We start from the raw sequence: 19700 nt of genomic DNA on the forward strand, positions 1-19700 counted from the left end.
TAATAGTTTGCTCCTTAGTTTACGTCATGTTGGCGCATGACAATGTAAAAATTACAGGGATAATATATAAGAGTTACTATTGAATTGATGGGAGAGGGGAATTATTGGTCTAGTTGAAGTAAAAGTGAGTAAAAGTGCAGTAGAACAAGTTACCCTGAAAATTCCGTGAAAGAATAATACACACGCTAAATGCTATCCCTTGGATTAAACCCCGCTTGCTGCATAATACTTCCCCATTCAGGGTGCTTTTTGAGCGTGGGCAGATTAACGGTTGAGAGGTGCTCAAGAACATTGGATTTTTTAGAGCATAACAAACTTTCTAACTCATGCACTTCTTCCGGAAGTGGTCCTCTAGCGCGGTAGAAATCAATATGGAAATCATCAGGCATGGATTTACTGGGGATTGGCACGCGCGCTACGACAGTCGCACTATCTTTGATCTCATAATGATGTTCGTGCTCGCCCCGCCTAGGTATCCCACGATGAACGAAAGGATCTTGCATAGTATCAACCCATACAGGGCCGTTCCCAAAGACAATGTTCATTATGAACGGACCAACAACATGTTCTGGCTCCACTAGCGATTCATTGATGAGATTCATGTCCTGAATTGTAGTTTCGTTTTTCTCAATCTGTAAGGTCAGACGTAAGTGCTTACCACTTATTAAGTACGATTTATCATCCTGCATCATTCAACCTCCTTATAAATACGGTTGGAGAAATTGCCTAATCACACGGGAGCAGACCGGGCAGAAAGGTGGTGTATTGCTACGCATCCTGCATTCCTTAACTGGGCGATACAACCCCTTCTCATATGTCCCGCATCCTTCAAAAGCCCCGACATCTGTATTGTCGTTCCACCCGGAGGGGGTAGCAGTCGTAGGAAGTGGCGTGTTTGCGTCTACCAGGTCTGCCCATTTCAGTGTTGCACGATCAGCGTTCACCGAGCAGTTTGGACCGCTCCATGAACTTCCTGTGAAGGTCTTACCTGGGCGTTGGTACTCATCATTGAGGCCAAACATCCCATGGCCAAACTCATGAACGATAGTGCTCCAGTCCTCGCCGAGAGTCACCACCTGACGGCCTCCGCCACCACACCCTCCAGGGCCATTCTCATTCAGAACGATGAGAACGAAATCGTAGTTGGGGCAAAAACGTTTGAGAACCTTGAGCAATGCAGCATTCGTCGTGCTCTTTGGTTCGAGCCAGCAATGAGCCCACGACCCCGAGTACAAGTAGCCCAAGCGGGTCCATCTGAACGTTTCAGAAGCAATATTGTCATCATTAGGGTCGTTCGGTGTGCCGTGCTCGTCGTAACGTTTCTGAGAAACGCCTGAATGTATTGAAACAAGGTCGATGCGTATGACATTGAAAGCTGAACGGCACTCTTTCATGATATCACGATCGAACACCCCTCCTATAAGTTCATCTTGCACCCAGGACTTGTACTTGTCGAGGTATGCCTCGTCAAAACCATCACCTACAACAGCGAGAGTGAGTTTTGGGCTCGAATTTTTATTGTCGATTAGTGTTTCGCAACTGTCGTGCATCAAAGTGCCGTGGTCCACCCAGACCCACTTGGAACCATTCCAATAACGCTCGAACATCCGCTCATTTGCGGTTCCTACGAACACCTTAGTGTTAAGCATTCCTACTCCAGGTGACGTTGATGTTCTGGTTCCCGGTGGTTTTCCGTGGTCTACCCAGACCCATCTGGAACCATTCCAATAACGTTCGAATAGATTGCCATTCTTGCCGGTAACAAACAACTTGCTGTTGAGCATCGCCGCTCCAGGAGTCCCAATAGCTATTGTTCCAGGTGGTTTACCATGATCGACCCAGACCCACTTGGAACCCTTCCAATAACGCTCAAAGAGTTTACCATTCCTAGTGGTTAGAAAGAGCTTACGATCCATCATCGCTGCTCCAGGTGCACTTGTAGCCTTTGTGTTAGTTGGCGTTCCATGACTCTGCCACACCCATCGTCCTAAATCCTTCCGCCAGTGACGCTCCCAAAGTTTCCCCTGGACAGTGACCACAAATAGCTTCTCATTCATCATAGCTGCACCGGGCGTAAATTTGATGGCTTCGTTTCCAGGTCGTCCATGACCCTCCCAGACCCAGCGCCCCAAATCGGAACGCCAATGGCGTTCCCAAAGACTGCCATCTTCAGTGACCACAAAGAATTTTTCATCCATCATAGCTGCACTAGGAGCACTCACTATCCTTTGATTATTTGGTCGTCCGTGACCTTCCCAAACCCAGCGTCCCAAGTCGGAACGCCAATGACGTTCCCAGAGGCTGCCGTCCTCCACGACGACGAATAGTTTCTCGTTCATCATAGAGGCACCGGGAGAGCTAGATATCTTTATACCTTCGGGGCGCCCATGATTGATCCATAGCCATTCTGTCCCATCCCACCAGCGTTCATATAAATCGAACCACGGTCCTTTTGTTCGGGTGATAAAGAGCTTTTGCCCCATCATCGCACACCCTGGCTCACTCGGCATAAAGCGTCATCCTCCCATCAGCGTTACCTAATATAGATTTCCGATACTTCGAACTCCAAGATCTGTTTATTACCTTTATGTTCCCAAAGCGTTGACAAAATATTTGTCATTAGTATACTCCACATCTAAAAATTGATGCGTATTGGATTCCAAAATCCACATCATGTACCTGAAATTCTATCTGTTAATGGCGTTTCCTTATCCTTGATAAAATCTTTAAACTTTGGAATAACAGTATCAGAGAGACTATCTGAACTATAGCCTACTGCTAAAAGCGGAATTGTACTAAGATCATCTCCGTTAGTACCAAGAACTAATAATAATAGTATGAACAGAAGGTCAAGCGCCACTATACCTACCATTATGGCTCCGTGTTTGATATTAACCCATGCTAACCAATCAGAAGCAGATTTAAAATTAAACCTTGTTGATGATTCTGGAGTTTTGAAGACACCCTCTATGAGGATATGGAGTAAAGCTCCAAAAATAAATACTAAATAAGACTTGAAAAAAATAGTGAAATTATCTAGTGCTATTTCATCTTTAAAAAGCCAGAAAAAAAGTGATAATCCAAGAGCTCCTGCAACAAATGTTCCAATTATCCATCCATAGCTCTTCCACCTTTCCCCCTTTGGATCAACCTTGAATATTAATCCCTTTGAAACATCTATCTTGCCTTCTATAGATTCGGGATACCTGTTAAAGTATTCGAGCAGGTCTTTTTTTTGTGTTTCTGAGAAAAATTCTTCTTGATATGCTTTGTAAAAATCAAGTGCATCACCAGATTTTAGATGACCAAGTTGTTCGTTCAAACAATTAGGAATAGTTATCATATTGCATTTATATACTGATTCTTCTATATATGGAAGGCATTTTTTTAATCTAGGTATTTGTTTCTTATCTTCTTCATTTTTTGAGTTTTCTATATATAGAGTGAAAATCTCATTGATTGAGTACCTGTATCTTTCTACTTCCCGGACGTTTTCAAACTTATTTGAAATACTGGGATTTTTTTCTAAAAGCTCAAGAGCTTCTCTCAAATTTTCTTCAATTTCTCCTAAGCATCTCTCACAATCATTCTGAAGCATTTCTGCTGTTTCAACATTATCTTCACTTGAACCTTCATGAAAATCAATCAACTTCGAGAATTTTTCATAAATATATTTAAAATTCGACCTTGTATCCTCCAGCAATGAAATAAATCGGTAGCGTTTATCTTCGGTGTTTTGATATCTTTGTGGATGTTCTTTTGTAGCTTCGGTTTTAGATGACTGAATCCCATTGGTAACTTTAGTTTTTGCTGGCGGATGCTCTTCTGGAGCATGCTCTTTTGTAGCTTCGGTTTTAGATGACTGAATCCCTTTGGTAACTTTAGTTTTTGTTGGCGGATGCTCTTCTGGAGCATGTTCTTTGGTAATTTTTGTACTCAATACTATCAACTCCCCTTATCGCTAAAGACTGCAGTTTCTCCTTAACATGCATTAATTTATGACAATAAATCGATTTTCAGAATTTTTGAAATATCGTTTTTTTATACTTTTTTTTATCTAATCGTGTATTCACATTATCTCCAGCTCCTCGGAAGTACATACCCTGCCAAATTTTGGAAAAACAAACTCTGTGGCAAATCTCTGGGCTTCTTCACTAACCGAAACAACGCAATCGCTCAGGACAATACTGTGATATCCTCTGTCGAAAGCTCCCCTCACCGTGCCTTCAACACAGAGGTTCGTAATTGCACCTCCAAAAAGCAGGGTATCACAGTGCAGGGATATGAGTATCCTGTCAAGGTCCGTGCCATGAAAACCGCTCATAGTGTGGTGCTTGGCGACTACAAGGTCCTCCGGACGAGGTGTGAACTCCTCGATAACCCTACCCTGGAATTCTCCTTCTTCATGGGTTATTTTCGTAAAATCCAGTCCCTTGATCGGTTTCCAGAAATCTATGTCCGGTAGGTTCGCATTCAGAGCATGGGAGATCTGGGGTCGAAGTTCCATTATAACGAAGATAATGGGTATTTTCTCTACCCGGAACCTTTCTATGGCTTTTACCGTGCTCTTCACTATCCCTTTTTCCCGGGCAAACTTCCAGGCTCCCCACTGCGCAGCAAGTCCATTCTCATGAAGAACAAAGTTCTGTGCATCCACTATGACAAATGCAGTGCTATCTCTCTTTATTTTTACCATTCCCACTCCCTCTATAAAATTTACTATGGTGCCAAGGTTTATCAATTTATAAAATTGCAACTCAAAAGGAGTTTTCATTACCCCCCACTACTTACCCCTTAAATTAATATCCCTTGTAGTTTTTTATTATTAAAAATTGATTACGATGTTAAGTTATAAAAAATTATCGGTGATACTGAATATATATTTTATCTATGAATACAGCACTATATTTCATTTGTTTGGTTGCTGAAACATATACTATTGAGGGATATAACAGTATATTGAGGCACTTTCTGGCAAGGTTTAGACGAAAGACAAAGTGCTATACGAAGAGTATTGAAATGCTGAAGTACTCTATCCTTCTTCTAATGAAATACAGAAATAAAGAACTAGTGATGTTCAATTAACAATACCAACTTTTATCTTAATAACCTATACAAAAAAATCAACAAGCAAGACTTAAATAGTTTGAAATAAAACAAGTTAAATTATAAGGAATAGGGATAAGGGGTAATTCGCTCAGATTTCTTCATGGTTTGGTTGAGAGTGGTAAATAGAAATCAAATTGAATAGATGGATCTATTTACGATTGGTTTTGTTCTTTGTGTTAACACCCCGTAGGTATTGGCCCGGCTGGTGTAGTCAATATCAAACCTTTTTGATTTTAAGGAGATTTTATTTAAGAATGGTCTGAAATTATTATTTTCTTTACTCGGTTCCTTAGATTTGAAGGGGAGTGGTATAAATGAGAACTAAACAAAGAATGACAATTTGTTTTGGAATAGTATTTGCTGTTTTGATTGGGGCAATAGGAATTGCTGTTGGTGCAGAAGCACCTCCAGAAGAATGGACCAGGACTTTTGGAGGCTACGCTGCTTATTCTGTTGACCAGACAACGGATGGTGGGTACATAGTCGCGTGTTCAGTCCCAGGCACCAGTGACTATGATGATGATGTCCAGCTGATAAAGACCGATTTTGAGGGCACGGAAAAATGGACCAGGACATTCGATGGGAATGATCTTGATGGGGTTTGGTCGGTTCAACAGACAGAAGATGGCGGATACATATTTGCAGGCCTTACTGAAACTGCAGGTGATTTGGATGCTTGGCTGGTCAAGGTCGATTCATCTGGGGATGAGATATGGAGCAAGACATTTGGTGGGACTGGTATGGATGAAGCCTATTCTGTCCAGGAAACAAATGCAGGGTACATCTTCGCGGGTTATACATATTTGGAAACTAATAAAAATGCATGGTTGGTTGAAGTTGATTCATCCGGAAATATGCTTTGGAGCCAGACATACGGTGGTAATGGTGAAGATATGGCTAGGTCTGTTTTGCAGGTAGCAGCTGATGGATTTGTATTTGGAGGTTACACAGACGTGGCAGGTGATCAAAATGCTTGGCTGGTCAAGGTCGATTCATCTGGGAATAAAATCTGGGACAGAACATTCGGAGGTACAGGAAGTGATATGGTGACTTCTGTTCAGCAGACAGCAGATGGCGGATACGTACTTACAGGTTCTACACAAGTTCCAGCCGAAAATGTTAATGATGATGTCTGGTTGGTCAAGACGGGTTCTGAAGGTTTTGCAGAATGGACTAAGACATTTGGCAGTGATGATTTTGATTTGGGTCTTTCTGTACAGCAGACAGCAGATGATGGATACATAATCGCAGGCATAGTAGGATTTGGATCAAGTAAGGATGATGCATGGCTAATCAAGACGGATTCTGCTGGATATGAGGAGTGGAACAAGACATTTGGCTTGGATGATCGCCATGATTGGGCCTTGTCAGTTCAGCAGACAGGAGACGGAGGATACATAATTGCAGGTGATATCTATTCTGGTGCCTGCCTGATCAAGATTGCAGGTACACCGGCAGAGGAGATTGAATACCTCATTAAATATGTATCTGATCTGGACAAGGACGATGCATATATAGCAGCTCTTGTTGGGAAACTGAATAATGCGCTTCACCATCTTGCAATGGGACATGAAGATATGGCCATCCAGAGACTGGAAGATATTATTGATTTTATTGATAACCAGTTATTGCCACAGGGTAGGTTGGATGATGAAGATGCAAGTTATCTAAAAGAAGGAATAACGGATATTATCGCTTTGATTCGAATTTCTGAAGGGTGACTTACCCTTCGTTAATCTTTTTTTAAGTGTCTGATTGCATGTTTTGATTGGGAGTGGGTATAGATGAGAACTAAACAAAGAATTACAATTTTTTTGGAATAGTATTTACTTTGCTGATTATGACAATAGGAATTGCTGTTGCTGCAGAACCGCCAGCAGTAAATTTTAGCAAGACCTTTGGAACTATTGTTTGATGAAGCATGGTCTGTCCAGCAGACAGATGATGGTGGATACATACTGGCAGGTTTCACAGACATGTTAGATGCAGGCTATAGTGATGCTTGGCTGATAAAAACAGACTCTGAAGGTACACTAGTAATCACTGCCAAGTGTCCGGTAGATATAGAAATTATAGATCCTGAAGGAAATAGAATCAGTAAATCTGAAAATGGAATTCCGGGAGCAACGTATACGGAAATCGACATAAATGGGCTTGGTGGTCCAGACGACATAGTATCGATCCCGGATCCAATAGAGGGAGACTACCAAATAAGAATAATTCCGGAAGACGACGCTGAAGATGATGATATCTATACGCTCGAGTTATCGATAGGTGGTAGCAAGGTGGTCATTTGTGAAGATACATCTATTGAAGATATACCTGATCAGCCTTATACCACTGAGGTAACAGATGAGGGGGCATCTTTCCCTCCAATAGCATCCATAAACGTTCCTTATAATGTTGTTGAGAAGGATCCTCCTATAACGTTCGATGCTTCTGGTTCCTCTGATCCTGATGGAACAATCATCAGTTATGAATGGGACTTCGGTGACGGAGACACTGAAACCGTAATCTCGCCAACTCATACATATACTGAAACTGGGGTGTATACAGTCAATCTCACTATTACAGATAACGATGGTGAATCTGTTACAAAAGATTATTAGTACATAGTCGTGTATGACCCGGACGGTGGCTTCGTGACCGTCGGTGGATGGATTATATCTCCACCAGGTGCATACACTCCTGACAATTCCGGTGACGAAGACTTAATTGGTAAGGCAACCTTTGGTGTTGTATCCAAGTACCTGAAAGGTGCTAAGGTACCCACTGGTAATACCGAGTTCCAGTTCAAAGTAGCTAATCTGAACTTCAAGTCGACCAGCTATGATTGGCTTGTTGTTGCAGACTCGAGAGCACAGTATAAGGGCACTGGAACCATCAACGGAGCAGGTAACTATGATTTCATGCTGAGTGCTATTGATGCTGAACTTACACCAAGTACCGATGTAGATATGTTCAGGATAAAAATCTGGGACAAAGCCAGTGGTTCAATTGTCTATGACAATCAGATGGTTGCTCCGGAAGATGCAGACCCAACAACTGAAATTGGTGGTGGATCAATAATTATCCACATGACGAAATAAGGCAGTAGAAAATGTTAATAGGGAGATTATCCTGTCTCCCAACATGATTTTTAGCAATCTAATGAACAGCTTCTATTGAATGGTTCTGGTAGCTTCTTTGAACCATCTCAAGAATATCGGAATTCTACATAGCCCATATATTATTAGTTACCTATACTGTAAACTACTATATTTATTCAGAAGGTAGTGTCTGCTAGTATCAAACCATAGAGATTATTGATTCAATTAATAAGCATTAAATAAGACCATAGCATTTTTACTATAGGGCATGGTGCTATTTGTTGGCGCAAATAGCTTCATCATGATTACCTATTATCCAGATCTCGACAATCTGGATAGTTTGCTCCAATCGTGGACATGCCCCCTCAATCAGTAAAACTCAAAGGTTTTATAGATTGTTTGAGCGAAGTGAAAGTAATAAAAAGCATAGCACTGTGCGTATGGCTTCCCCCCTCAGCGTAGATCTAATGTTTTAACGCTAATTCTTCTTTTTACTTTCACTTCCGTTACCTTAAAAGACATGGAGGTTCGGGATAAAGGTAACAGCTGTAAGACAGGCTCCATGGAAGATGTGGATGGAGGTGGGGACCTCGACCCTGTCGTTCAGTTCGTTGATGAGGGCACTTTTGTTATCGGAGACTGCACAGCAACAATAACGCTGTTTACGTATGGAGGAGTTAAGGTCATTGGAACAGACACCGTCCGTATCGCCCCTGTCCACCAGACCTGCATTAACGATCAGTTGTTCTTGACAAGGAATGCTATCAGAGCCGGGCTAAGCCGTGTCTGTCTGGTCAACTTCTCGATAATATCCTTTTCAGGCATCTTATCCGCACGATACTGCTTCAGGCGATCGAACAGCTCCTGAGGGATCTCGTAATATTCGTTGATATCCTTACGGTGTCCCCAAACATCACCCTCGATCAGCTCTATACCTTGCATTTCCAGGTACATTTCCGCAGATCTGGACACTGTTCTTAGATAAGAACTTGGGATATGTATTACCTTGACCTTCGGACATCTTATTACAAGTGAGAAGATGTCCTGGTTTGATGGTCTGAATGCAAAGTGTACTATTCTTTCTTCCGGATCTAAAGTGCTGATCTCTTCTTTAGAACTGACTACTCTTATTTTCATGATTAGGACCCTGCCGAGTACAGTTATTATATATAAAAGGAATTATCGTTATGAACTTTGTATAACTTTCATGCTATATAAATAGTATTAGGCTGTGCAGCCCTCATAATGAGTACAATGCTCAGAATCGGTAGCAGCAAAGACATTAAATAGTACTTTGGAAATGTTTAAAGTGCCCATGGAGGCAAAAACGACCCATCGGGCAAACACAGAATACAAGCACAAATGCGTCCGCCCGTCAAAACACCCTGACGGGCTCACCTCTCTTCAAATCATATTCTAGTTTTCGTGTTTTGTGGTGGTCTTGTAGTCCCACTGCGGAAGATCATAGCGGTATTCAAAGACCTTCATATCCGGCTGCTAAACTGACGCTGAAATGCAGGCATTCATCAAACCGTAAAATAGAAAAAGAATGTACGATATCAACACAAAAGAGAGGGGTTACGATCGAATATGATGAATGGCTCAATGCCCTTTTAGATGTGTATAAGTTCCGTATTGCTGTTTTAAGAGATCATCTAAGCTCAATGTCCATGAGATCAGAAGCTGATGAATGCGAATACCATCGATTGGGATGGCAGCTGTCAGCACTTCAGGAAAGTTTTGAGTCACTTGAAGCACTTGGGGTTAAGGGAAGGCTAAGGGAAGAGAAAAAAGAAGATCAGTATAACATCCCATTGATGGGGTCAGATCCAACTGTAGTTGATAACATCAAATAGACTCAAGGTCCCTGCATCCCACAAGCTAAAAAATAACGTCTGATGAATTAACAGGCCAGCCAGATAATTCTTTCTTACCACTTCAGCTGGCCGATCATGCTGCTAACACAGACTTATCACAGATTTTCTTTTCTGTTTGTCCTGAGAATAAAAGCAGAAAATCGTAGGACTATTTGATGTTCTTCAGTGGGCCTGACCGGATTTGAACCGGTGACCGCCCGGTTATGAGCCGGGCGCTCTAACCTGACTAAGCTACAGGCCCGCCACGAAAAAAAAGATTTTAGGACGCCGCCAACAGGGCTCGAACCTGTGACATTCTGGTTAACAGCCAGACACTCTACCAACTGAGTTATGGCGGCTTATATCAGCGCCCTACGCGCGGAACTTCTTAATGCACTTATTGTTTTTAAACTTTGTGTTCGCAGTGCGTTATTCCTCATTAAGATGATACTAAACCATGTTTTGATCGAAAGTATTGTATACATTATAGTAGAAGTTTTGGTTTTATCAATATAAAAACATCATCCATTGTAATCCATATTGATTACTGCATCTCTTCTGACCTGTTTGACCATTCATCCTGCGTCGCACCAACTACCGGAATTGGCTCCCCGCACCGGGGGCATGTTCCCTCAGGAGTGATATCGTACCCGACCATAGTGAACATCCTTCTCCTGATCAACAGCTTCCTGCATGCCGGACAGTAAGTGTTCTCATGGTCATGGCCTGGCATATTGCCTGTATATACGAACTTCATGCCCTCCTCTGTAGCTATCCGGTGTGCCTCTTCCAGTTTATGGATCGGAGTGGCGATGATGTCCGACATGTGATATTGCGGATGGAAACGCGTGAAGTGTACAGGAGTATCAGCTCCAAGGTTCTCATATACCCACCTTATCAGGTTCAGGATCTCTTCGGCAGAATCATTATGATCAGGGATCACAAGGTTAACAACCTCCACATGCATTCCAAGTTCACGGGCAAGTTTTGCTGATTCCAGCACAGGTCCAAGTTTTGCACTGGCGACCTTTTTGTAAAAATCCTCTGTAAAAGCCTTGATATCCACCCTGAAAGCATCCAGATATGGAGAAATGTGCTCCAGTGCTTCTTTAGTGATATACCCGTTCGTAATATATGCAGTTGCAAGCCCCGCTCCTTTTGCAAGCTTTGCGCAGTTGTACGTATACTCATACCAAATAGTAGGCTCATTATATGTCCATGCAATGGTCCTTGAACCTGCAGCAAGTGCTCTCTGCACAGCCTCTTCCGGTGTGATCTCCACAGTATAGGCTTCATCGATCCCTATCTGGGATATGGTCCAGTTCTGACAATGTTCACATCTGAAATTACATCCGATGGTACCCAGTGAATATGCAAGTGTGCCCGGATAGAAATGGAACAACGGTTTTTTTTCGATGGGATCGACCGCCTCACTGGAAACAGTGTTGTATATCAAAGTGTAAAAAGTACCATTCCTGTTCTCGCGTACCCGGCAAAATCCCCTTTTTCCATCAGCTACTATACACCGGTGACTGCAAACCCTGCAACGGACCTTGTTCCCGTCCAGCTTATCGTAAAGCATGGCTTCCCTGATCATAAGTATCCCCCAGGATAACATCGTGCTCTAAAGACTTAAGCCTTATCAGATGAATGAAAAAGGACAGGTCAAAGTACATTGAGGCTTACATTGAATTCATGTACATTCGCCTTAAGCCGTATATCAGCACCCGTATTCCCTGAAATATACAGAACTGTAGCTGTAGAATTGGAGCTTATGCTGTATTTTCCAGCATCAAGATGTGAAGCCTGCATAAGCCTGCTCAGATGATCCTGCCATGCCATTGAGTTCTCAGTTTCCACGACCAATGTCATTTCATCCACCGGTACACTTCCATCAGAAACCGATGCAGAACCCATATATGTGAAATACACTTCTTCCACATTATTACTGCTTATGGTCCTTTGCACCCCTGCAAGTTTTACTGCATCCAGGGTCACATCGATAGTATCGTTCACAGTGCTTCTCACACTGATGTGCGGGACCATTTTCATCACAGAACGATCGTTCTGGCCAATTGCCAATCCTCCACATTCATAAGAGAACCTTTGGTTCGGGTAATGATCGTTATTGGACACAAAATCCACACTTCCTATATTCTTCAACCGGTCACCGCTTTCCTGGGTCACCTCGCCTCGTCTGGTAGTAAGATACATATTAACTGCCCGGGTATTGAGTAGCAAGGTGGAACTTGAAGAAAATGAGTTGAAGAATGGTACTTCGCCACCACCCATTGTAACAGGCATGCCTGCCGAAAAAGACCCGTTCCCAGTAGCAGAGGCTGTAAGCATCAGATCGACCCCGGCCTTAAGCTGCGACATATCTTTGATAGTATTGCGCATGTGTAACTGCTCAGCTTCTTCTGTCCACTGAGGCACATATCGCACATTTATGGAAGTGATCACAGCGATCACCAAAGCCAGCAGGAGAATGGCGGATACAACTGTAGATACAGCTTCTTCTGATCTTCTGGTATCTGTCCTTCGTATCATTCTCACCATCTCAAGCCTGCCTCGTAGCATTGTAATATTCCATTATCTCTTCATCCGACAGAGCTTTTTTGTAAAGGGTAAGTTCATCGAGCCTGCCCCTGTAATAGAAATTAGAGGTGCCGGAATTCTGTCTTCCTATCCATAGATCATTGGTATTGGGTCTTAACTTCACACCATTTGTTGGCGCACTTTCAATGAACTGACCGTTCTTATAGAACCGTACCTCATCATTATCGAAAGTGATCCCTATCATGTACCACAAATTGTTGGCCAGGCTCATTTTAGATGTCTGTACATAATCGACATTACTATCGTTCCACTCAAAGATCACTTCCCTCTTGCTCACGAACACATCAAAATCGTCTTTCTCATTTTTTCCTTTTCCGACTATCGCGTTCGTGCCGGTCACAGATCTGCCATTCATCCAGAACAGAATGGTCATTTCATCGGAAAAGTTAAGGGACGGATCATGTAGGACCGCTACATAATTATTGTTCCCGTTGAACACCAGTGAATTATTTATGATACCACTGCCCCAGGTAGCACCATAGATAGTTCCATGATTATACCCTCTGGTATCATGCAATATGCTGCCAGTACCTTCATCGCAGTTCCAGATCGAGACCGGGTATATCCGTGATACAGGCGTGGTATGATCACTGCTGCTTCCCATTATGTTCCCAAGTACCATGCCACTTTTTAATATCGTGCTGGAAGGCACATGCACCATTACCACATATATCTGATCAGTGTTCATAATGTCCTTTCCCCAAAGAGCTGAAGCTTCCAGGCCGATAGCGTCACCAAGCTCCCACGAAGGTTTCGTGTACAGGGATGTAAGTTGCTGCGGGCTTATTTCGTAGCGGTTAGTATTGATGTCCACAAAGATCCTTATATCGTCAGTTTGAACCCTTTCTCCTCCTACATGCCTCAACCATATGGTATCAGTGTTACTATCCACCCAGCCATCTGCATCAAGTGATGGCTTTTCCGTGGAACCTTGCGGAGAAAGCAGAAAAACGGCTATGACCGAAAATGCGATCACAGCTATACCCGTCAGCAGGATCTCCCCTATTATTTCGGATACAGCCTCATTGTTTTCTATCAGGTTCTTTTTTTCTGGATACATATATGGCTCCTTAAAAGAATGTCATGAATACCAGATATGCCGTAAGCATCATGACCATCGAATATTTGAATCCGGCACTTACCTCTCCTCTTTCCATTTTACCTGCAACAAGACCGGAGCAAAGTCCCTGGATCATGGCTGCATGGAACAGAAGCACATTGTACTCTTCAAGATCCACTAGTTGAATAAGAGGCATGCCTATGTTTGCATTTGCACTTGCAACCGGCATGGATGGAAGGAAATAAGCTGCAAGGATGTATACGATGAACAGGAAGACCCCAAAGGCAACATAAATGATGAAAACATACACGAACATTTCTGATTTTCGTTCTTTCTTCAACTGCTTTTGCACTTCAGCATCTGTTGCAGCGATAGTAAGCACGTTCATAATGTTGCTGGTTGTTTCCGTAGCTTTGATGATGATATATACGATCTTAGTTGTCATTTCAGTCCTGATGCGGTATTCGAATTTCTTAAGCGCTTCAGACAGAGTGGCGCCCCAGCACAGTTCATTATGCATTCTTCGCACTTCGGTATGCAGTATCCCTATCTTCAAATGTGTTGCAAAACCAATTGCATCGGTCAAAAGCATACCGGATTCGTTCATACCCGCAAGATTCTTCAAAAAATCAGGTATTTGTTCATCTATTTTTGTTATCCTCATATGCCATAGTTCATAGAAGAGCACATATGGGAGTATAACTATGAGCATGGCGCTGAATATTTGCCCGTCGACGGATGCAAGAGCTTCTATATTGAAGTCCGAAATGGACGTTAGGTTAATAAGATCGATATGTCTGTCAATGTTATTGTGCAAATAAACTATACTTAAGGGTACGCTGATCAGTAAAGTGTGTTTGGGATTTGCCTGCATCCATTTTATTGGATGAAACACACGAGAAGTGACTTTATTGATCTTTTCGTAATACCTGATATGTGTTATTTTTTTCTTTTCATCTTCAGTACCTTCTCTGAGAGGGACATCCTCAAATTCCTTAAGATACCTGTCTAGCTTATAGATCTCCGTTCTTTTACTTCCATGTCCTGTCAGAGAGTTCAAAAGAAGCAGGTATGTAACAGTGCTTACCGGAATTATCAAATAAACTATTATGTACAGTATTTTTGTGCTGCTGGGATTTATAAGCCCAAGGACCACCAGTATAGTCATGAGAAAAAGAGGACCTGCTACAAAAGTAGAGATGTATACCTCTGCCATAACACCCAGTGTTTCAAAGAACATGCGTTGTTGTTTCATGGCATTGTCGTGGAAGTACTTACTTTTCGAACCAAGATAGGCAGAAATATTCCCCCCGCTCGACAGAACAGAAGAAAGACCTTCCAGGAAGTCCCTCAACTCGCCTGAAGGCGACCTGTGAGTAGCATTGCTTAATGCTGTCAACAGATCGGTTCCGAAATATTCTATGTCGTTCACTATTTTAGTGAACTCGGAAGCTGCAGCTCCGTATATGTCTTTCTGTTCACTTAACGATCTGAACATATCCAATACGGTAATAGCTCCTCCATGACTGAGCGCATAGAGAAAAGCAACAGTATGGGATAGTGATTGGTCAATCACACCGATCCTTATCCCGGCTTTGACACCTGGGATCAGCAGGCATGTTGTGAACGTGATATATCCTATGATCACAAAACTGAACACTGTTTCTATCATTGTCCAGTAGAAAGGGGGCATAATTTCGTATATGAGCGGATCTGACGTCAACAAAAGGGCAAAAACGAGAAGCACAGTCCCCTCAGACACTGTATATATGAAGGCTGCTGCCAGTATACCAAAAAAGAGGGCATATATATAGGCGCGTACGATGTACTCATCCGTAAGGACTTTCATACTAGCCCGCTGCAATTGTAACCGAAGCTGGGTGTAGCGATCATTATTCCGGGATATGAGTGGTCTGAAGAGGTCACACGTTGCTTGCAGAATATTGTGCATCTATACCCCGTCTCAAATGTTCTGGGAGATCATATCCTGAAGAGTATCGCTCTTTATAGCATCCAATACCATTGCAGGATTTGCCGAATAGGCTTGCACGACCAGGGAAACGCTGACATAATCGCGCAGTTGCTTTCTGCTCATGTACTCAAGGATAAGTTTTCGATTGGCCATCTCTTGCTCCAGTTTCTCCTGATTCCAGCCACGCGCCTGCATTACCATTTTCAGAGCATGTGACTCACCTGAACGACGAAATGTATCTGCCAAAGGGTCCCACTTATATAGTTCGTTCACAAGCAATTCCCCTGTTACGGAATCCATATCTGTGAGCTCAACAACGCTCTCTGTTCTTCTGACCTTCTCATTGTCCACGAAAGTTAACAGCTGAATGGTCATAATATCCAGGGAATGTAGCATCACACGTGGTACATTAAGGGGCTCACTGTTGAGCCTGCTGACAACTGCCTGCACATCACCGGCGTGGATGGTGGAATATGTCGCATGACCTGTGGATATGGCCTGGAACAGAGTGAGAGCTTCTTCTCCACGTACTTCTCCTACAAGTATATATTCAGGTCTTTGCCTGAGTGCAGACCTGAGCAGGTCATACATGGAGATCTCGCCTCTGTCTGAAAAGGATATAGCTTCCCTGGTCACTCCTGCTATCCAGTTGTCATGGTGCAGCATCAGTTCCCTGGTGTCTTCTATAGAGACAACTTTTGATAAAGGTGGAATAAAAAGGGAAACGGCATTGAGCATGGAGGTCTTGCCAGATGCCGTTCCACCTGCAAACAATGCACTGTTCCCGTTTTCCATTGCCAGCCAGAAATAAGCCATCATTTCCACAGTGCATGTGTTGTAGTTGATAAGATCTATGGGGGTGATAGGGTCTCCGCGGAACTTCCTTATCGTAAAGGAACTTCCTCTGGTAGTGATCTCTTTTCCGAGGGTTGCCTGAAGGCGGGAGCCATCGGGAAGTGTTGCATCGACCAGTGGCTCTCCGATGGATATATGCTTACCACTTTTCTGGCAAAGCCTAATGACCATGGAGTTAAGTTCCCGCTCCTCATAAACTATATTCGTCATTATATTGCGATACTTCGCATGATAGAGAAATACAGGTATATTTGGCCCGTCACAGGAAATATCCTCGATGAACGGGTCCATGAGTAGGGAATTGATCCTGCCTTCTCCCATGAAGTTACGCTCGAGATAGTACATGATGCGATGCATGGAAGGGATATCAAGGTCTGCATGATACCTTTTAAAAAGCTGTAGCACATGATCGGTCAGCACTTCCAGCTTCTTTTCTCTCTTTACCATCTTTCCCAGAGTAAGCAGGTCCTTGAGGTCATCGTAGAGTATCTCAAGCAACTCTTTCTCATAGGTCGTTAATGCAGGCTCAACGACATGAAAATAGTTCAAATCTTTTTTTTTGAGAATGGATATGAATGAGTAGGGTTCGTTGACCCAGTATCTTTCGATTTCCGTATATCCGTCAGGAACAGAATATTCAATAAGCGGGCCATGCATCAGTGGATCGTATGGTGGAAAGGAGCGATGTGATCTTTTCCAGAATCTCAGTTCAATGCCTGTAATAGCCGAATAAAGGGGATCCTTTGATCTTTTGGGGTTATTTCTCTGGACGACTTTGGCTATCATTGTTTCATCCGGTAGATCCTTAACTGAGGCATGAAGCCCACCTATCTCATCATCATTATGATAAGAAGAGGTGTTCAGATATAAAAGGTTTTTGTCACAAAGGGCATTTATCTACATATTATTTCAGCCAAAGATTGGCCAAGGGCGGTACAGATGAATGAGGTCTGCAAAATAGGATAACACGGTTTAAGTAGCATGCTTTACTTGTATAGTACCAATGCTTGCAAATCTTGGATTAGGTGATATACCTGGTAATGTGGTACTGTTTGTCGAGGAAGATATAGGTGATGTAAAGAGCATTTTTGTGCAAATGGTAGCTCAGGAACTGCTTAAAGACATGAGAATGATAGTATATCTGTCCACTGCACGTTCCGGTGAAGAGGTTAGAAGCAAGCTCTCACTTTCAGCATCCTACGATGAAAATAGCAATTTTATAGTGTTAGGAGGCTTTAATGACCTGCATTCTCTGCTGGATATATGCCGGAAAGATGGAAAGGTGTGTGCCGATGTGCATATGATGCCTGATGCGGCACTCAGGAATATCCGGGATGCAGATGTCTGTATAATTGATACTTTTTCATATCTTTTCATGGATGAAGATACAAGCACTATCAAAGAGACATTGAACTCTTTTGTGAGCATGAGCAGGGAAAACAAAACGACTTTTCTGCTGCTCTCGGATATGGGGATCCTTACCGATCGCGCAGAGAGGACCATCAGGGCCATGGCAGATGGCATAATCCAGTTCAGAACAGAGTATGTGGGCAGCAAGATCAACAGATATATAAATATTCCTAAAATGTCGGGTAATTCTCCTCTTAACAGGATGGTACCTTTCAATGTCACCGGAAGGAGTATCAATATCGATACCAGAGAAAGAGTGGGATGAACTCTTTCTTCCTGCCATACAGGATGTACAGGAAGTGCATCTTTTCTTTAAGGACATAGCTGAAAAATACCTCCTCGAAAGAAGTGAGGGACTTTTTCCCGGCCAGCGGAAGAGTGTACAGGCCCAGGATCTTTCCCATACAGCAACATATCGATACTAACGGAGCAGGAACCTTGGGAACAAAGGGGATTGCAACTATGCTCCGGCAATTCCTGATAATGCTGATATATTGAAAATTTTTATCTACACTTCTTTCGATCAAAGGGTATATCCCAGAGGTTGGCGTTGATGGCGGTGTCTATTTGTTCTTACATCCTGTTTTTTTTATCCGGAGCTATTGCAGATCCCTCCATTGATCTGTAATGCTCATGTTGTAAAAGGCAGAAGGAACATATAACTATTACATCATTAGTCTATATATTAAACTGTAATATATATCTTGTATTCAAAATATATAGCTAGTTTGTTAAGTCTTTTATTATTATCTTACTTGATATAGTTGTTAAGAAATAAACTAATTCACGTGATGACCTCAGATATATAGATACATAGAGGATAAGTAGGGCTATAGTCTCTATACTGATTAGGTTTAACTGTCTTAGTGCGATCAGAAAAGTATGGTTCACAGCGATAAGAAGATCAAAGTGCTTTTTGTATGCGTCCACAATAGTGCCAGAAGCCAGATGGCAGAAGAGTATTTAAAAAGGATCGGTGGTACACGATTTGAAGTAGAGAGCGCCGGACTTGAACCCACCAGTGTGAACCCGCTGGTCATAGCTGCTATGGCAGAGGATGGTTTCGATCTCAGCACAAAGAAGACCCAGGCGGTCTGGAACCTTTTCAGGGAAGGGAAATTTTACAATTATGTGATCACCGTGTGCGACAGGACCCACGAAAAAGAATGCCCGATATTCCCAAAACCTTTCGTCCAGTTAAAATGGTCCTTCCCTGACCCTGAATCGTTCTCTGGCACTGACAGCGAGAAGATGGCACAAACAAGAGCCCTCAGAGATGCCATCAGGACCAGAATAGAACAATTCGTTGAAGAGATCACAAACTCCTCAAAGACAGGTACCTGATCCACTAAGTCATTGATCAGTATGTTCAAAATATCGTGGCCCATCTTCAGATGGTTAAGGTTGGACAGTGAAATTGACCGGCATGTGTTTTTAGGCTATATCTGCAGCTGAGAAATTCGCCGGTAATAAGTATGGTGTTATCATTAAGTATTAGGGTCCTCTGAGATTTCCTCTCTATTACAGTAATAATCATCCTTTTTTAGATTATCATAGGTTTATAATCTACTCCCTAACAAAAGTACAGCCTATTTGATTTTTAAATCAAAATTAAAGCAAAATAAAATCGTAAAATTTATTGAGGAGGACTTATTATCCTCCTCTGTGATATATTATGCAACCTCCGCTTATACCACTAAACGAAGATCACAAATGGAAATTGCTGTCTG

At 42.6% G+C, this 19700-nt stretch carries 18 protein-coding genes, 2 tRNA genes and 1 pseudogene; 7 read left to right on the forward strand and 14 right to left on the reverse strand.

The features are described from left to right. Positions 1-185: 185 nt before the first annotated feature. From A4E24_RS09105 to A4E24_RS09120, 4 genes are all read right to left on the reverse strand, one after another. Entirely contained in the window at positions 186-692 is a 507-nt protein-coding gene (locus A4E24_RS09105; protein WP_292352980.1) for a hypothetical protein, read from the reverse strand. A 9-nt stretch (positions 693-701) separates the two neighbouring features. Next, a complete protein-coding gene (locus A4E24_RS09110) occupies positions 702-1550 on the reverse strand; it encodes a M64 family metallopeptidase (RefSeq protein WP_292352981.1) in 849 nt (282 codons plus the stop codon). A gap of 1121 nt (positions 1551-2671) precedes the next feature. Next, the gene (locus A4E24_RS09115; protein WP_292352982.1) at positions 2672-3940 is read right to left on the reverse strand and encodes a hypothetical protein; all 1269 of its coding nucleotides are present in this window, start codon (positions 3938-3940) and stop codon (positions 2672-2674) included. Between the two features lie 129 nt (positions 3941-4069). After that, entirely contained in the window at positions 4070-4696 is a 627-nt protein-coding gene (locus A4E24_RS09120; RefSeq protein WP_292352984.1) for a cysteine hydrolase, read from the reverse strand. A gap of 227 nt (positions 4697-4923) precedes the next feature. Here A4E24_RS09120 and A4E24_RS09125 point away from each other — a divergent pair. The 4 genes and pseudogenes from A4E24_RS09125 to A4E24_RS09140 form a co-directional block, all read left to right on the forward strand. After that, positions 4924-5085: pseudogene (locus A4E24_RS09125) on the forward strand (IS1 family transposase); the annotation flags it as partial. Between the two features lie 338 nt (positions 5086-5423). Further along, positions 5424-6830 carry an FIMAH domain-containing protein gene (locus A4E24_RS09130; RefSeq protein ID WP_292352986.1) on the forward strand — a complete coding sequence of 469 codons (1407 nt, stop codon included), beginning with the start codon at positions 5424-5426 and terminating at the stop codon, positions 6828-6830. A gap of 186 nt (positions 6831-7016) precedes the next feature. After that, a complete protein-coding gene (locus A4E24_RS09135; RefSeq protein WP_292352987.1) occupies positions 7017-7718 on the forward strand; it encodes a PKD domain-containing protein in 702 nt (233 codons plus the stop codon). Between the two features lie 33 nt (positions 7719-7751). Beyond that, the gene (locus A4E24_RS09140) at positions 7752-8198 is read left to right on the forward strand and encodes a hypothetical protein (RefSeq protein ID WP_292352988.1); all 447 of its coding nucleotides are present in this window, start codon (positions 7752-7754) and stop codon (positions 8196-8198) included. Between the two features lie 511 nt (positions 8199-8709). Here the strand turns inward: A4E24_RS09140 and A4E24_RS09145 are convergent. Beyond that, on the reverse strand, positions 8710-8919 hold the full coding sequence (locus A4E24_RS09145) for a hypothetical protein (RefSeq protein ID WP_292352989.1): 210 nt from the start codon (positions 8917-8919) through the stop codon (positions 8710-8712). A gap of 17 nt (positions 8920-8936) precedes the next feature. Further along, positions 8937-9335: a DUF1699 family protein gene (locus A4E24_RS09150; RefSeq protein WP_292352990.1), complete on the reverse strand. Its 399-nt coding sequence runs from the start codon at positions 9333-9335 to the stop codon at positions 8937-8939. Between the two features lie 293 nt (positions 9336-9628). Here A4E24_RS09150 and A4E24_RS09155 point away from each other — a divergent pair, with 293 nt between their 5' ends. Beyond that, positions 9629-10054 (forward strand): hypothetical protein, encoded by a 426-nt coding sequence (locus A4E24_RS09155; RefSeq protein WP_292352991.1) that lies wholly within the window; start codon positions 9629-9631, stop codon positions 10052-10054. Positions 10055-10241: 187 nt separating this feature from the next. Here A4E24_RS09155 and A4E24_RS09160 read toward each other — a convergent pair. From A4E24_RS09160 to A4E24_RS09190, 7 genes are all read right to left on the reverse strand, one after another. Then, positions 10242-10316: transfer RNA gene (locus A4E24_RS09160), tRNA-Ile, on the reverse strand. 24 nt (positions 10317-10340) lie between these two features. Next, a tRNA-Asn gene (locus tag A4E24_RS09165) sits at positions 10341-10413 on the reverse strand. Between the two features lie 185 nt (positions 10414-10598). Further along, positions 10599-11651, reverse strand: coding sequence for an AmmeMemoRadiSam system radical SAM enzyme (amrS, locus tag A4E24_RS09170; RefSeq protein WP_292352993.1), 1053 nt, complete (start codon positions 11649-11651; stop codon positions 10599-10601). A 68-nt stretch (positions 11652-11719) separates the two neighbouring features. Beyond that, complete coding sequence (locus A4E24_RS09175) at positions 11720-12604, reverse strand: hypothetical protein (RefSeq protein WP_292352994.1); 885 nt, start codon at positions 12602-12604, stop codon at positions 11720-11722. Positions 12605-12614: 10 nt separating this feature from the next. Then, positions 12615-13733: a LamG-like jellyroll fold domain-containing protein gene (locus A4E24_RS09180; RefSeq protein WP_292352996.1), complete on the reverse strand. Its 1119-nt coding sequence runs from the start codon at positions 13731-13733 to the stop codon at positions 12615-12617. Positions 13734-13743: 10 nt separating this feature from the next. Further along, positions 13744-15582: a type II secretion system F family protein gene (locus tag A4E24_RS09185; RefSeq protein WP_292352997.1), complete on the reverse strand. Its 1839-nt coding sequence runs from the start codon at positions 15580-15582 to the stop codon at positions 13744-13746. Positions 15583-15696: 114 nt separating this feature from the next. After that, a complete protein-coding gene (locus A4E24_RS09190) occupies positions 15697-17346 on the reverse strand; it encodes a type II/IV secretion system ATPase subunit (RefSeq protein ID WP_292352998.1) in 1650 nt (549 codons plus the stop codon). A gap of 217 nt (positions 17347-17563) precedes the next feature. Here A4E24_RS09190 and A4E24_RS09195 point away from each other — a divergent pair, with 217 nt between their 5' ends. Further along, positions 17564-18235 (forward strand): ATPase domain-containing protein, encoded by a 672-nt coding sequence (locus A4E24_RS09195; RefSeq protein ID WP_292352999.1) that lies wholly within the window; start codon positions 17564-17566, stop codon positions 18233-18235. Here A4E24_RS09195 and A4E24_RS09200 read toward each other — a convergent pair. Continuing rightward, on the reverse strand, positions 18204-18374 hold the full coding sequence (locus A4E24_RS09200) for a hypothetical protein (protein WP_292353000.1): 171 nt from the start codon (positions 18372-18374) through the stop codon (positions 18204-18206). The two genes, A4E24_RS09195 and A4E24_RS09200, sit on opposite strands and share 32 nt — an antisense overlap. Positions 18375-18852: 478 nt before the next feature. Between A4E24_RS09200 and A4E24_RS09205 the strand changes: the two genes are divergently transcribed. Then, positions 18853-19314: an arsenate reductase ArsC gene (locus tag A4E24_RS09205; protein ID WP_292353002.1), complete on the forward strand. Its 462-nt coding sequence runs from the start codon at positions 18853-18855 to the stop codon at positions 19312-19314. The last annotated feature ends 386 nt before the right edge of the window (positions 19315-19700 follow it).

Source organism: Methanomethylovorans sp. PtaU1.Bin093, from assembly GCF_002067275.1.
Lineage (GTDB): Archaea > Halobacteriota > Methanosarcinia > Methanosarcinales > Methanosarcinaceae > Methanomethylovorans.